Raw genomic sequence first — 13,775 nt, 5'->3', positions numbered from 1 at the left:
ATTTTGTCGGCGCAGAGTGTCTGAGCCCTACCGCAGGCAGTAGGGCGAGTTGCTGCGGCGAGCACAATCGGGTATTGCTGCCGAAAACATTGTGCTTAGAGAAATAAAAAACGTCTCATTAGGAGACGTTTTTTTATGCCACTAACCTGGTGAAATCACGGCTAAGACTTTTTCAATAAATCCCGGATTTCTACCAGTAACTTAACATCTTCCGGTATTTCCGCTACCGCTACCGGCTTGGCCTCTTCTTTTGCTTTCATCGAATTCATTGCTCTTACTCCGACAAATACCGCCAAAGCTATAATAATAAAATCAATAATGCTTTGGATAAACATGCCATATTTAATCATTACTTCGGCCTGACTTTCGGTCGCTTGTTGAATGACCACTGCTAAATCGCGAAAATTTACCCCACCCAGCATTACGCCAATGGGCGGCATGATAACGTCGTTGACAAAAGACGAAACAATTTTGCCAAAAGCAGCGCCAATAATAATCCCCACCGCCATATCAACCACATTGCCGCGCATGGCAAAGCTTTTAAACTCTCCGAGCATACTCATAGTAAATTCCTGTTTTATTGTTATTAGTGTGCCTTACCAAATGCAGCTGCGATGGCAGGTACCATCACTATAGTCTGCCCAGTTAAATTTACCAGATGAGATGTTCAGAAATTGTTGACGGGCCAGTTCAGGCTGCCGCTGGCAGAAACAAAGTCAGTATCTGCAGTAAATTGAAGGGTCTCTCCGGAGTAGGGTTGCTGTAACTGTAAGTTTGCCGCATGCAGCAGTAAACGGGGCGCAGCAGCCTGCACCTGCTCCGTTGCATAAAAGGCGTCACCAAGGATCGGATGGCCCAGCGCCAGCATATGGACCCGCAACTGATGCGAGCGTCCGGTAACCGGCAGCAGTTCCAACAGCGAGGCAGAGGGTAACGCTTGCAATACCCTGTAGTGGGTCAGGGCGGTTTTGCCCGTCAGCTTACAGACTTTTTGACGGGGCTCATTCCCGACATCTACAGTCAGGGGCAAATCGATACTGCCACTGTCAGCGGCTAAATGGCCAGCGACTACCGCCAGATAACGTTTTTTAACTATTCGTTCGGCAAACTGGCGCTTTAACTCGCGCTCGGCTTTACGTCGCAGCGCAATAACCACGATGCCTGAAGTACTGAGATCAAGCCGGTGAACCAGTTGCGCCAATGCAAACTCAGCCTGAACCCGGCTTAACAGACAGTCCGCTAAATGGGGCCCCCGGCCAGGATTGGTTAACAAACCACTGGGTTTATTCAGCACAATGATATCTTTGTCCTGATATAAAATATCAAGCCAGGGCTCAGTTGGGGGAGAATAGATAAAGGTATCGGCCATAACCTGAGAGCAGTAATCAATCCGGCCAGCAGCATAACGGATTTTGCGCTGCAGACAAACCGCTTATCAGGCATAATAGCCATAAAGCGGCGAATGTATTTTACTATTTTGGCGAGTGGGTGTTATTAAATGACAGACCTATCAGAACTGGCAGTGCTCCCGGCTACTGAGCAGCCGTTTACCTTGTTGTTCGAAGATGAACAGCTGCTGGTAGTCAGCAAGCCCACCAAATTATTAACGGTGCCTGGCCGCCATCCGGCAAATAAAGATTGCCTGATAAGCCGGGTACAGCGCGAGTGGCCCACTGCGTCTGTGGTGCATCGATTAGATTATGATACCTCAGGTATCGTGTTATTGCCGCTGACCAAACGCGCCTTGTCTGAGCTAAGCAAGCAGTTTCAGGCCCGCAGTATCAGCAAGCAATATCAGGCGGTAGTGGCCGGGCTGGTCGAAAAAACACAGGGTGAGATTAATCTGCCGATAGCGGCTGATCCTGAAAACAGGCCGTTGTATAAAATATGCAAAAGCGGCAAAGCATCGGTAAGCCACTTTCAGGTAGTAGAGCGAGACAGCATGCGCCAGCAAAGCCGGTTATTGCTGATGCCGGTTACCGGACGTTCGCATCAGTTGCGGCTGCATACCCGGGCCATAGGTCACCCCATACTGGGTGATACCCTGTATGGTACGCCAGATAATATCGCTCAGGCCGGGCGTTTGTTATTGCATGCTTGCAACATCAGCTTTATCCACCCATTCACTGCTGAGCAAATGAGCCTGACCAACCCGGCAGAATTTTAATTAATTGAAGGAACTGTTATGGAAGCTAATCATGTCGAAATCCGCCATCTGACCAATGAGGATATGAAAGAGCTGCGCGCAGCATCCGAACAGGTGTATCAGGCGGGGCCGTTATTAAGCTGGACGGCAGAGAGAGTCGATACCTTGCTAACCAAGTTTCCTGAAGGTCAGATCTGTGTCTGTGTTGACGGTAAAGTTGTGGGTTGTGCATTTTCGCTGATTATTGATTACCGAAAATTCAGTGATGATCATACCTACGAGCAGATTGTTTCAGGTTTTTCTTTTGATAATCATGACCATAATGGCGATGTGCTGTACGGCATAGAAGTGTTTATTCATCCGGAGTACCGTGGCTTGCGTCTGGCACGGCGGCTGTACGATGTTCGCAAAGAGATCTGCGAGAACTTAAATTTACGCGCCATTATGGCTGGCGGCAGAATGCCGAATTATCAGCAGCATTCCGACAAACTGACCGCAAAACAATACATTGAAAAAGTTAAAAGCAAAGAGCTGTATGATCCGGTACTCAGTTTTCAGCTGGCCAATGGCTTTCATGTCCGTAAGTTACTGACCGGTTACATTCCCGGCGATGTGCAGTCGCAGGAATATGCCACCTTGCTGGAATGGGCCAATATTTACTACACCAAATCAGTAAAATTAATTAATGCCCCTAAAGCTGAAGTACGACTGGGCCTGGTGCAGTGGCAAATGCGCAATATGAAAGACATCAACCAGCTGTTTGAGCAGATGGAGTTTTTTGTTGATGCGGTATCCGACTATAAAAGCGATTTTATTCTATTCCCGGAGTTATTCGCTGCGCCATTGATGGAGCATTATAACCATTTAAGTGTCACCCAAAGCATTCGCGAGCTGGCAAAATATACCGATACTATCCGTGAAAAATTCATTGAGTTTGCTATTGCCTATAACATCAATATTATTACCGGCAGTATGCCGTGCATCTACGATGGCAAGCTGCATAACAGTGGTTTTTTGTGTCGCCGGGATGGCAGCTGGGAGCAATACGATAAGGTGCATGTTACCCCGGCTGAAAAGCGCAACTGGGCCATGCACGGCGGCAATAAGGTGAAAGTGTTCGATACTGACTGCGGTAAAATTGGCATTATGATCTGCTACGATGTTGAGTTTCCGGAGTACGCGCGTTTGTTATCAGATCAGGGAATGAACATCCTGTTTGTGCCTTTTTTAACCGATACCCAGAACGGGTATACCCGGGTCCGGCACTGTGCGATGGCCCGGGCGATTGAAAATGAGTGTTATGTGGCCATTGCCGGGGCAGTAGGTAATCTGGCGCGGGTTAATAATATGGATATTCAGTATGCCCAGTCGGCGTTATTTACGCCGTCAGATTTTGCTTTTCCGACTACCGGGATTAAAGCTGAAGCGACCCCTAATTCCGAAATGCTGCTAATTGTTGACGTTAATCTGGATTTATTAAAAGAGCTGCATACCCATGGCAGTGTTAATACCATGAAAGACCGCCGGCATGATGTATATCAGTTGTCGCTGGTTAATTCCGACAAACCGGAAAAATAAGCGGTACAGAGACTACTGCCTGCTGCGACGATAAAAGCGCTACTAACTTTTCGTTATTTGTTTAGCAGTGGCTTGTTTCTTTAAACGCTAAGCCTCATGATAGTGCAAGCAGGTTAACGACATCCGCCTGTCGCTGTCCGCCTGTGTCTGTTATGAGGTTTTATGCGCTGGTTCACTGGCTTTGCCATTCTGGTTTATCTGGCTTTATTGTCATCACCGCAAGCATTGGCAGTGTATGGCAATGGGCTGGAACGGCTGGCAGATACCCAGCTGCAAGGACTCAACCCTGCCATTTCTTCTGCGCTTCATCAACAAGCGATAGCTGCTGACAATAGCGACGATGATGAGCCGCCAGCAGCAATAATACCTGACAATCAATTTACTTTTCAGCTGGCGAGCTCTGCCGCTGAGATAAGTCGGCAATGGGTTGCCATTTCTGCTTTAAGTCAATCTTACTCCGCCCGCGCGCCTCCCGCCTTTATTTCACTGTAAAACTCAAACCGCAACGATCCGTTGCCCATTTTTTCCCGCTATAGCATAGCTAACGTTGCTTTAGTGGTGCTGAGTATGTGAAGGACAAATTAAATGTTAAATAAAAATCCGGCATGGCGATATCTGGTCGTTATCGGCATGCTGTTACTAACCTTGCTATATGCATTACCCAATTTATATCCGGAAGAGCCGGCACTTAACATCAGTGCCAGCCGCGGCGGTACAATTACCGAGCCAACCCGGCTCAAGCTGGAGCAATCCTTTATTGACGCCGGCATTACTGCAACATCCGTAGCGTTACAGGACGGTAAAATAATTGCCCGTTTTAGTAATGCCGAGCAGCAACTGCAGGCACTTGATCAGGCAAAAAATGTATTAGGCACTCATTACACCAGCGCCCTGAGCCTGATGCCGGCCACGCCTGCCTGGTTAACGGCAATTGGCGCTACGCCAATGAAGCTGGGACTGGACCTGCGCGGTGGCGTACACTTTTTGCTGGCAGTTGATATGCAGGCTGCGCTGGATAAACACCTGAATGATATGGTCAGTGCCTTTCGCAGCGACTTACGTCAGGCTGATATCCGCTATCTGAGGGTTAAAGCTGACTTGGAGCAGGGGCAGATTACGCTCAGTTTTCGTCAGTCTGAAGATTTGAAAGAAGCGACAACGTTGTTAAGCCAGCAAGATAACCAGTTTGTGATAACAGATGACGCTGAAAACCTGAGTTTACTGGTATCCCTGAGTGAAGAGCGGCAGCGCGAGATCCGTAATTATGCGCTTGAACAGAACATCACGATTATGCGCAACCGGGTGAATGAGATTGGCGTTGCCGAGTCGGTAGTGCAGCGCCAGGGCGCAGACCGGATTGTTGTGCAATTACCCGGCGTACAGGATACTGCCCAGGCTAAGGAAATATTAAGTGCTACCGCAACCCTGGAATTTCGGTTGGTTGATACTGACAGTGATTTAGCTGCTGCAGTAGCAGGACGGTTATCCGCCAATGCTGATCTTTACCACAGTGCCGATGGCCGGCCAGTATTACTGGAAAAACGGGTGCTGTTAACTGGCGATCATATTATTGATGCTGTTTCCGGCTATGACGAATATAGCCAGCCTCAGGTCAACATTAAACTGGATACCGCAGGTGGCAATTTAATGTCGGAGGCGTCAAAAAGTGCGGTGGGCCGCAGAATGGCAACGGTTTTTATTGAATATAAACCCGGCACCGAGCTTAATGCTGATGGTACAGCGGTACTGGTGAAGCAGCAGGAGGTGATTAATGACGCCACCATTACCATGCGTCTGGGGCGTGATTTTGTCATCACTGGCTTAGGTTCCCCGGCAGAAGCGCAGCATCTGGCCAGTTTATTACGTGCTGGTGCGCTGATAGCGCCTATTCAGGTGATTGAAGAGCGCACTATCGGCCCGAGCTTAGGCAAAGAAAATATCGCCCTGGGTTTGGCGGCCATTCAGTGGGGACTGGCTGCAGTTGTGCTGTTTATGCTGGTGTATTACAAAGCGTTCGGCCTGGTAGCCAATGTGGCACTGGCAGCAAATCTGGTATTGATAGTCGGTTTTTTATCGATGATCCCTGGGGCAACATTAACTTTGCCGGGCATGGCCGGCATAGTACTGACGGTTGGTATGGCGGTTGATGCTAATGTGCTTATTTTTGAGCGAATACGGGAAGAGTTGGCCGAGGGGCGCAGCGTGCAACAAGCCATTAATCTGGGCTATGAGCGGGCGTTTTCAACCATTGCTGACTCCAATATTACCACCTTACTGGTCGCGCTTATTCTGTTTGGGGTGGGGAGTGGCCCGGTCAAAGGGTTTGCTATTACTCTGGCCATCGGTATTTTAACCTCCATCTTTACGGCCGTAGTAGGTACCCGTTTGCTGGTTAACTTGTTCTGGGGTGGCCGCCGTTTGCAGTCACTGCCGCTGTAGGGAGTAATGTATGCAATTATTTAAGTTTAACCAGCCGGTTAATTTTATGCGGATTAAATGGCCGGCGTTAGTGTTGTCAGCTTTGCTGATACTGGGCTCTCTGGCGTCAATTTTCAGCAACGGTATTAACTGGGGCCTTGATTTTACCGGCGGCACGGTAATTGAAGTGGGTTTGCACCAGCCAGCAGATTTAACGGCGATGCGCGAAACATTGGCCGTTGCCGGTTATCCTGATGCAGTAATTCAACTGTTTGGTTCCAGTAAAGATGTGCTGATCCGTATTCCGCTGCGCCCCGATCTGGCGCAGGAAAAAGTAGGGCAGGCCGTGCTGCAGGCGCTGAATTATCAGCAAACCGTGCCGGTAGAGCTGCGCCGGGTTGAATTTGTCGGGCCCAGCGTTGGCGAAGAGCTGAAGCAGGATGGTGGCATGGCTTTGCTGGTCGCACTTATTGGCATTTTACTGTACGTTGCCCTGCGTTTTGAATGGCGCTTGTCGGTGGGGGCAGTACTGTCGCTGGCGCATGATGTCATATTAACGGTCGGGCTGTTTTCAGTATTGCAGCTGGAGTTCGATTTAACAGTACTTGCCGCTATTCTGGCCCTGATAGGCTACTCAATTAACGATACCATAGTCGTATTTGACCGGCTGCGGGAAAGTTTTCGCAAACTGCGGGATGCGACGGTCGATGAAACCATAAACCACGCCATCACCACCACGTTGAACCGCACGGTGGTAACCTCGTTGACCACCGTGTTGGTGCTGGTTGTTCTGTTCTTTCTGGGTGGGGCGTTGATTAACGGCTTTGCGACTGCACTGTTATTTGGCATTGCGGTGGGGACATATTCGTCAGTTTATGTTGCCAGTGCTATTGCTGAAGTGCTGGGCATTAGCCGCGAGGATATGCTGCCACCTCCGCCTTCAGAAACCGAAACCGAAACCGAATACAGTTAATCATTGTTGTTACAAAAACGGCCTGCATCGGCCGTTTTTTTGTGGCTAATCAGATGACTGTAAACAGCGACATGCTGTTTAATCATCAAGAAAGCGTTCTGTCTTCACTTCGTTCTGGAACACAGTAGTAAAAGAGTTATTTGGGATCTTTGTCCACTTATCACTAATGTCATCCAGTGGTTCAGAGACAATTATGGTGCTTCCCGCTGGTATTTGCGGTTTGCTGTTGGCAAACTCCTGCATACAATTGGTATCTGTTGACACAAACTGAGTCATCGGTGCTTCATTATACGAATAACGCAAGGTGTATAGTCTATTGCCATCGGAAAATGCACATGACAAATTAAGCACGCCGTCTTGACCCGTTTCGTTCAGCACCTGCAATACTTCTCTGACCATTTTCTGCATTGCGGCTTTAGGATTGTCTGGCAAGCCATAGCTAATAGCCAGATAAAAAAAGGTTTCGCTGTCGGTAGTGCCTTGCAGCAGCGGAAAGAGTTCAGGACTAATCTTCATTTGCAGCGCACGACGTATTTTATTGAAGTGGCTGACGTGACCATTATGTTGAAATATCCAGTTTCTATACCGGAACGGGTGACAGTTAGCCCGCTGAATATCACCGGTAGTCGAGGCTCTGATATGGGCCAGAAAGGTATGTGACTTTATATGATGGCATAAGCTGTCAAGATTAGTATTATGCCAGGCAGGCAGATCATCTTTAAATAAACCTGGCTCTTCGCGTTCGTCGTACCAGCCAATGCCAAAGCCATCGCCATTAATACTGAGCAGTTCACCACTGGTGGTGAAATTCATCTGGCTGTGTCGGCTTTGCACCACCAGTGAGTGATCTGGCTTAGTAACAAGGGTATCAAGATAAACTGGTTTGCCAGTGTAGGCTATCCATCGGCACATAAAATCCCCCGTGGTGATTCAAGTACGGTAGCACTAGTATAGTGATGCTGATAAAAGTTGCACACCCTGCCGACCACATGGTCGATTATCGCATCGGCAATATTGACGCCGGTTATATTTTCAATGCCCTGCTCGCCGGTAAAATCCGGTGAAACGTTAACTTCCAGCAGCATTGGCCCGGAATCAGAGCGGACAAAATCGACACCAGCGACATTGATACCGATGGCTGCTGTTGCTGACAGTACTATTTCTTGTTCCCTGGCGGTCAGCTGATAAGGCTCTGAGCGACCGCCGAGTGCGACATTCGATCTGAAGTCGCCATCCTGGGAGCGGCGACACATTGCGGCCACGACTTTGCCGCCAACCACAAAAGCTCTGACATCAGTACCGGCCGCTTCGGTAATAAAAGACTGAATAATATAGCTGGCACCAAGCTGACCAAAGGTTTTAACGATGTTATCCATCTCTTTTAGATTTTTAGCCAGGAAAATACCAGTGCCTTCGGTGCTCTCAATTAATTTAACAATCATCGGTATACCAATGGTTTTGGCCAGTTGCCGGAACCCTTGCGGGGTATAGGCAATACCGGTCGCCGGAAATGGCAGGCCCCTGGCCAGCAGGTATTGCAGACTTTTAAGTTTGTCCCGTCCCAGGCGCAGTGCAGCAGGCGACTCACTGACATAAGTCTGGCTGCAAATAAACTGCTGCAACACATTGGTGCCGTAATCGGTAAAATTGACGTTCAATCGTGGAATAATGGCGTCGAGGCTTTTGGTTATCTCCTGATCCCGCCAATAAATAACCGGTTTTTCACTGGTCAGTACCATGCTGATATCGCGAATGTTATAGCGTTCTGCTTTGTGGCCTTTTGCTCTGGCTGCATCGAGCAATCGTTGATCGTCCTGTTCCTGGTCCGTAGATAAGATGCAAATATTCATATTAGTGTTCTCTCACTAATTGTTGCTTTAAGGTTAACTTTAGCATAGCGACAAAAATCGGTTTCTTCCTCCAAAAATTCAGATTTATAGCTAAACTTAAGCTTTTCAGTAAAGGGAATGATCACAAGTGTAGATTTGCTACTCAATCAGATTGCTTATCCTGGTTATCTTTCAGCTGAAGCGAAGCCGGTGGCAACTGATAATTTAATCAGAGGGTTAGTATGTGTGGAATAGCAGGAGAAGTAAATTTTCAGGGTAAAGCGTCAAGTCACTATGTTAATTCAATGTTGGAGTGTCTGGCACCGCGTGGCCCGGATGGCTGGGGGTTAACAGCGCAAGGGAATACCTGTTTTGGCCATCAGCGGCTGAAAGTCATTGACTTAACAGCAGCAGGGGCCCAGCCGATGCATGATGCCCGCCTGGGGCTGACCATCGTATTTAACGGCTGTATTTACAACTACAAAGCATTGCGACAGGAGCTGGAGCAACTGGGGCATCAGTTCTTTTCCACCAGTGATACCGAAGTAATTCTGAAGGCTTATGCCCAGTGGCAGGAGCAATGCATGAGCCGTTTTAATGGTATGTTTGCCTTTGCAATCTGGCATCGTGACAGCAACAGTACTTTTTTTGCCCGCGATCGGTTGGGAATAAAACCCTTGTATTATCACCATAATCAAACGGGTTTCTGGTTTTCATCAACCCTGCCATCTTTATTAAAATGTCCGGAAGTTCCGGCAAAATTAAGCCCGTTAGGCGTGCATCAGTATATGTCGTTCCGGGCCATTGTTGGCGCAGACACCTTATTTAGCAATGTGCATAAATTGCTACCAGGGCACTGGTTAAAAGTCAGTGCTGACGGTGAAATAAGCCAGGGCTGTTACTGGCAGCTGAACAGCAAAGTAGACGACAGCGACAAGCGCAGCGAACAGGACTGGCAGGAGGCACTGAAAGCGTCTTTATTTAGCAGTGCCAAACGCCGGCTGGAAGCCGATGTGCCGGTAGGTGTATTGCTGTCCGGCGGGGTTGACTCATCGTTGCTGGTAGGAATGCTAAGCGAACTGGGCCAGAAAAAGTTGCATACGTTTTCGATTGGCTTTGACAATGTGGCAGAAGAAGAGGGTAATGAATTCAAATACTCTGACATTATTGCCGGTCATTACGATACTGAGCACAACAAGATTTTTGCCCGGCACGGTACCTTATTAGAGCATTTGCGGCCCTGCATAGATGCAATGTCTGAGCCGATGGTCAGCCACGACGTTATCGGTTTTTATCTGCTAGCTCAGGCAGTTAGCCAGCATGTTAAAGTGGTGCAAAGCGGCCAGGGCGCAGATGAGGTGTTTGCCGGTTATCACTGGTATCCACCGATGACCGATGTTTCAGAACAGGATGCAGCAGAGCGCTATGCACAGGCCTATTTTTCGTGGGATGAACAAGCGCTGTCGAAAGTGCTGGCACCGGAATTCTGTCTGAGTAACGAGTCGCTTAAGCTGGTGCAACACCATTTTGCCAATTGTGGTGCACGCTTGCCGGTAGATAAAGCGCTGCATTTGGACACTTCGGTGATGCTGGTCGATGATCCGGTAAAACGGGTCGATAACATGACCATGGCTTTCGGTTTGGAAGCGCGGGTGCCTTTTCTGGATCATGAACTGGTCGAGCTGGCATTTCAGATCCCGCACCCTTTAAAACTGCGCGATGGCGGTAAGTATTTGTTAAAGCAGGTCGCCAGAGATATTATACCCAGTGCCGTTATCGATCGTCCAAAAGGCTATTTCCCGGTACCGGCCCTGCGCCAGATGCAGGGCGAATATCTGGAGCTGGCTAAAGAGGTATTCAGTCAGCCGGAAGCCAGAGCCCGTAAGCTGTTTAATATGAACTATATTGATGCCATGCTGGCAGCACCGGAACATTACACTGGCAAATTTGGCTCAAAATTGTGGCAGGCCACCTTACTGGAACTTTGGTTGCAGCGCCACGGTATTCACTGACTGTTTGCCAGGCGAGCCTGCAGTAAGCCAGCAGTATCAGGAAGAAAAAACGGCCTGAACGGCCGTTTTTTTAGTTTTTAAACCAGTTAGTGGCTGGTTGCTTTTTTCAGTGCCCGCATTTCATCATGGCACTCCTGCATCGTTGTTAATGACTGGCGCAGGGCCGTCTCAAACTGTGGCGGCTGGTTTTCTTTTAATGCGGCTTTCAACTCTTCCAACGTTTTGTCTTCTACTTCTTCCAGCTGGCTGATATAAGTATGCTCTTTATCAGATGACATCGCACCAATGACCTTGGTATATACTTTGCGGGCCTCGACGGTAAAGGCTGAGCCATCTTCACGCTCACCATCTTCTGCAATAGCGAACGGTTGCAGGCGTTCTTTTATCAGCCGCCTTGCGTTCAGCATCCGGTCAAAAAATTGTGCCAGTTGATCGTCATCTACTTTTTCTTTCGCATCACCGTAAAAATCAATACCACTGTTGAGTACCTGAATAATGTCATGTACATGTTTAATTTCTGGATTATTTAACTGTGCCATAAGATGCGTTCTCCATTCTAATTAAAAATTACAGCGGATGTTGATAGCAACGTTTGGCTGCCGCTGCCATCCTGCTGTCAGGACAACGCTACTGCTGCAGCAAGCAGGCCAATCTGAAATTTTGGTTTTTAAATAAATAAAGTGACAGATTAACTTATTGATATTATGTATTTTAATGTGGATCACGTTTATTTTGGTTATCCGTTAAACCCACGGCCAGGGGATACTGAACAGCGCATTTATTTCATACTTTAACCCCTTAGCCGGTAATTTTTACTAGGGTAAAGATGTGTTTTCAGGATCTGAAAGTTGGGTGTTTTCGCGGTTGCTTAACTATGCTACCGTCAGTAAGCACATTTATTAATGTGAGGAAGCGTGGGATGGTTCACAACGTTGCTCCAAACAATAGCACTTCAGCTTTGGAAGAATCGGCTGCTCATTCCGAGCTAATGCTGTTTGCAGAAGACAACAACGCGCCGATAACTGAGCATCAGTATTGGACGGTGCTTATTGTTGATGATGATCCAGAAATTCATAAGGTAACATTGCTGGCACTGCGTGATTTTAATTTTCAAAACCACAAGCTTAAATTTATCAGTGCGTTCAGTGCAAGCGAAGCAAAACCGATCCTTGCCAGTAATCATGATATTGCATTGGTTTTACTGGATGTAGTAATGGAAACCGATGACGCCGGGCTGACGCTGGTGCACTATATTCGCGATACTTTACAAAATCATTTAGTACGGATTGTGTTACGAACCGGTCAGGCTGGCCAGGCGCCAGAACAAAAAGTAGTGCAGGATTACGATATTAATGATTACCGGGCTAAAACAGAGCTCACGGTCCAACGCTTAACCACCACGGTATTGTCGGCGCTGCGCGCCTATACCGCTATTGCTGAGCTGGCCAAACTTAACGATACTCTTGAGGCGAAGGTCCAGGCCCGAACAGCAGAGCTGGCAGTTAGTAATCAGCAACTTCAGCAATCGCTGGCTGAGCTGGAAGCAGGCGAGCGGGCAGGTAAACAGGTACAGTTTAAAATGTTACCGCCAGAGCGGTTTCGCTGTGGTGAATATCAATTTAGTCATGCACTTTTTCCTTCGGCATACATGAGTGGTGACTTTGTTGATTATTTTAATGCCGATCCGCACCGGGTGGTGTTTTATATCGCAGATGTGTCAGGGCATGGCGTGGCCTCTGCCTTTGTTACGGTTTACTTAAAGCGTTTTGTCAGCTCATATTATGAGCGTTATCAACGCGGCAATGCCGATACGTTGCTCGATCCGGCGGCGATGCTAGGCACGTTAAACAGCGAATTGCTGCGGGAAAACATCACAAAGTATATTGCGCTGTTTTACGCCGTATTAGATACCCGCAGCAATACGCTTACCTACGCTAATGCTGGTGCTTATCCCTGGCCCTTAGTGCAGCAACAGCAACAGGCAAACTATCTTGAGCTCAAAAGCACACCGGCAGGCATGTTCGATTTTAGCGAGTATCGCAACCAACAGCTGACGTTGGCTGAACATAGTGGCATTGTGCTGTGCTCAGATGGCCTGTTAGATTTGCTGCCTCAGTCCACAACGGAATCAAAGCTGCAGTTTCTGCTCGATAAGAGCATTGCCGCAACGGATATTGCAGGCTTGCTGCAGGCACTGAATATTGATCCCAGACAAACATTGCCCGATGATCTGACTATACTAAAGTTGAGCCGGGACGTTACTGATCCGCCTGATAATCCGCTAAGCGAGTAACCCATGAGTGAGTCATCTCAAATTCTGTTTGCCAACATTGATAACTGTTGTTATTTCAAGCTGTGTGGTGAACTACGCTATACCAATGCTACCGGTATGGATGATTTAATTGAACGCGTATTCAGTGCGCCTATCCAGTGCGACCAGGTGGTTATTGATTTAAATCAGGCGATATTTATCGACAGTACCTACGTCGGTTTACTGGCCAGTCTGGCTCGCTACTGTCAGCAACAACACCTGGCAAAACCCACTCTTTTTTCAACTCAAAATGAAATTAATGAGTTACTGTTTAGCTTATGCCTGGATCAGGCTTTTCAGATTGTGCAGCAGCCAACTAACGTGACAGCTGACATGACCAGCATTGGGGCTCAACATTACAGTGAGCAGGAGCAAGGCCAGATGATTTTACGCGCTCATCAGGCCTTAATTGACCTGAACGATAAAAATAAAGCAGAGTTTCAGCCGCTGGTGACCTTATTACAACAGCAACTGAAATAGCTTATGTTATCAACAACAAGGTCTCGCT

At 47.9% G+C, this 13,775-nt stretch carries 13 protein-coding genes; 8 read left to right on the top strand and 5 right to left on the bottom strand.

Translation table 11 applies throughout. The features are described 5' to 3' along the window. Positions 1 to 161 precede the first annotated feature (161 nt). On the bottom strand, positions 162 to 563 hold the full coding sequence (gene mscL / locus B2Q61_RS14810) for a large-conductance mechanosensitive channel protein MscL (protein ID WP_290617132.1): 402 nt from the start codon (positions 561 to 563) through the stop codon (positions 162 to 164). A 104-nt stretch (positions 564 to 667) separates the two neighbouring features. Further along, positions 668 to 1,369 carry an RluA family pseudouridine synthase gene (locus B2Q61_RS14805; protein ID WP_290617130.1) on the bottom strand — a complete coding sequence of 234 codons (702 nt, stop codon included), beginning with the start codon at positions 1,367 to 1,369 and terminating at the stop codon, positions 668 to 670. 129 nt (positions 1,370 to 1,498) lie between these two features. Here B2Q61_RS14805 and B2Q61_RS14800 point away from each other — a divergent pair, with 129 nt between their 5' ends. The 5 genes from B2Q61_RS14800 to secF all read left to right on the top strand — a co-directional run bounded on the left by B2Q61_RS14800 (position 1,499) and on the right by secF (position 7,115). After that, entirely contained in the window at positions 1,499 to 2,167 is a 669-nt protein-coding gene (locus B2Q61_RS14800; protein ID WP_290617127.1) for a pseudouridine synthase, read from the top strand. Positions 2,168 to 2,185: 18 nt separating this feature from the next. Continuing rightward, positions 2,186 to 3,724 (top strand): bifunctional GNAT family N-acetyltransferase/carbon-nitrogen hydrolase family protein, encoded by a 1,539-nt coding sequence (locus B2Q61_RS14795; RefSeq protein WP_290617125.1) that lies wholly within the window; start codon positions 2,186 to 2,188, stop codon positions 3,722 to 3,724. Positions 3,725 to 3,886: 162 nt separating this feature from the next. Then, positions 3,887 to 4,216 (top strand): hypothetical protein, encoded by a 330-nt coding sequence (locus B2Q61_RS14790; RefSeq protein ID WP_290617123.1) that lies wholly within the window; start codon positions 3,887 to 3,889, stop codon positions 4,214 to 4,216. 93 nt (positions 4,217 to 4,309) lie between these two features. Beyond that, positions 4,310 to 6,163, top strand: coding sequence for a protein translocase subunit SecD (secD, locus tag B2Q61_RS14785; RefSeq protein WP_290617121.1), 1,854 nt, complete (start codon positions 4,310 to 4,312; stop codon positions 6,161 to 6,163). 10 nt (positions 6,164 to 6,173) lie between these two features. After that, positions 6,174 to 7,115, top strand: a complete 942-nt coding sequence (secF, locus tag B2Q61_RS14780; RefSeq protein ID WP_290617119.1) for a protein translocase subunit SecF — start codon at positions 6,174 to 6,176, stop codon at positions 7,113 to 7,115. A gap of 78 nt (positions 7,116 to 7,193) precedes the next feature. Here secF and B2Q61_RS14775 read toward each other — a convergent pair whose 3' ends face one another. Further along, positions 7,194 to 8,027, bottom strand: a complete 834-nt coding sequence (locus tag B2Q61_RS14775) for a class II glutamine amidotransferase (RefSeq protein ID WP_290617117.1) — start codon at positions 8,025 to 8,027, stop codon at positions 7,194 to 7,196. Continuing rightward, on the bottom strand, positions 8,012 to 8,965 hold the full coding sequence (locus tag B2Q61_RS14770; RefSeq protein ID WP_290617115.1) for an ATP-grasp domain-containing protein: 954 nt from the start codon (positions 8,963 to 8,965) through the stop codon (positions 8,012 to 8,014). Before B2Q61_RS14770 ends, B2Q61_RS14775 begins: the two co-directional genes overlap by 16 nt. Before the next feature lie 221 nt (positions 8,966 to 9,186). Between B2Q61_RS14770 and B2Q61_RS14765 the strand changes: the two genes are divergently transcribed. Next, positions 9,187 to 10,956 carry an N-acetylglutaminylglutamine amidotransferase gene (locus B2Q61_RS14765; RefSeq protein ID WP_290617113.1) on the top strand — a complete coding sequence of 590 codons (1,770 nt, stop codon included), beginning with the start codon at positions 9,187 to 9,189 and terminating at the stop codon, positions 10,954 to 10,956. Positions 10,957 to 11,042: 86 nt separating this feature from the next. Here the strand turns inward: B2Q61_RS14765 and B2Q61_RS14760 are convergent, their stop codons facing one another. Beyond that, on the bottom strand, positions 11,043 to 11,495 hold the full coding sequence (locus tag B2Q61_RS14760) for a PA2169 family four-helix-bundle protein (RefSeq protein WP_290617110.1): 453 nt from the start codon (positions 11,493 to 11,495) through the stop codon (positions 11,043 to 11,045). A 380-nt stretch (positions 11,496 to 11,875) separates the two neighbouring features. Between B2Q61_RS14760 and B2Q61_RS14755 the strand changes: the two genes are divergently transcribed. Then, positions 11,876 to 13,249: a SpoIIE family protein phosphatase gene (locus B2Q61_RS14755; protein ID WP_290617108.1), complete on the top strand. Its 1,374-nt coding sequence runs from the start codon at positions 11,876 to 11,878 to the stop codon at positions 13,247 to 13,249. 3 nt (positions 13,250 to 13,252) lie between these two features. Continuing rightward, entirely contained in the window at positions 13,253 to 13,747 is a 495-nt protein-coding gene (locus tag B2Q61_RS14750; protein WP_290617106.1) for an STAS domain-containing protein, read from the top strand. Positions 13,748 to 13,775: the final 28 nt, after the last annotated feature.

Source organism: Arsukibacterium sp. UBA5043 (assembly GCA_002415085.1).
GTDB lineage: Bacteria > Pseudomonadota > Gammaproteobacteria > Enterobacterales > Alteromonadaceae > Alishewanella.
Note: the sequence above shows the minus strand (reverse complement) of the source record. Positions and strands in the feature narration are given on the sequence as shown.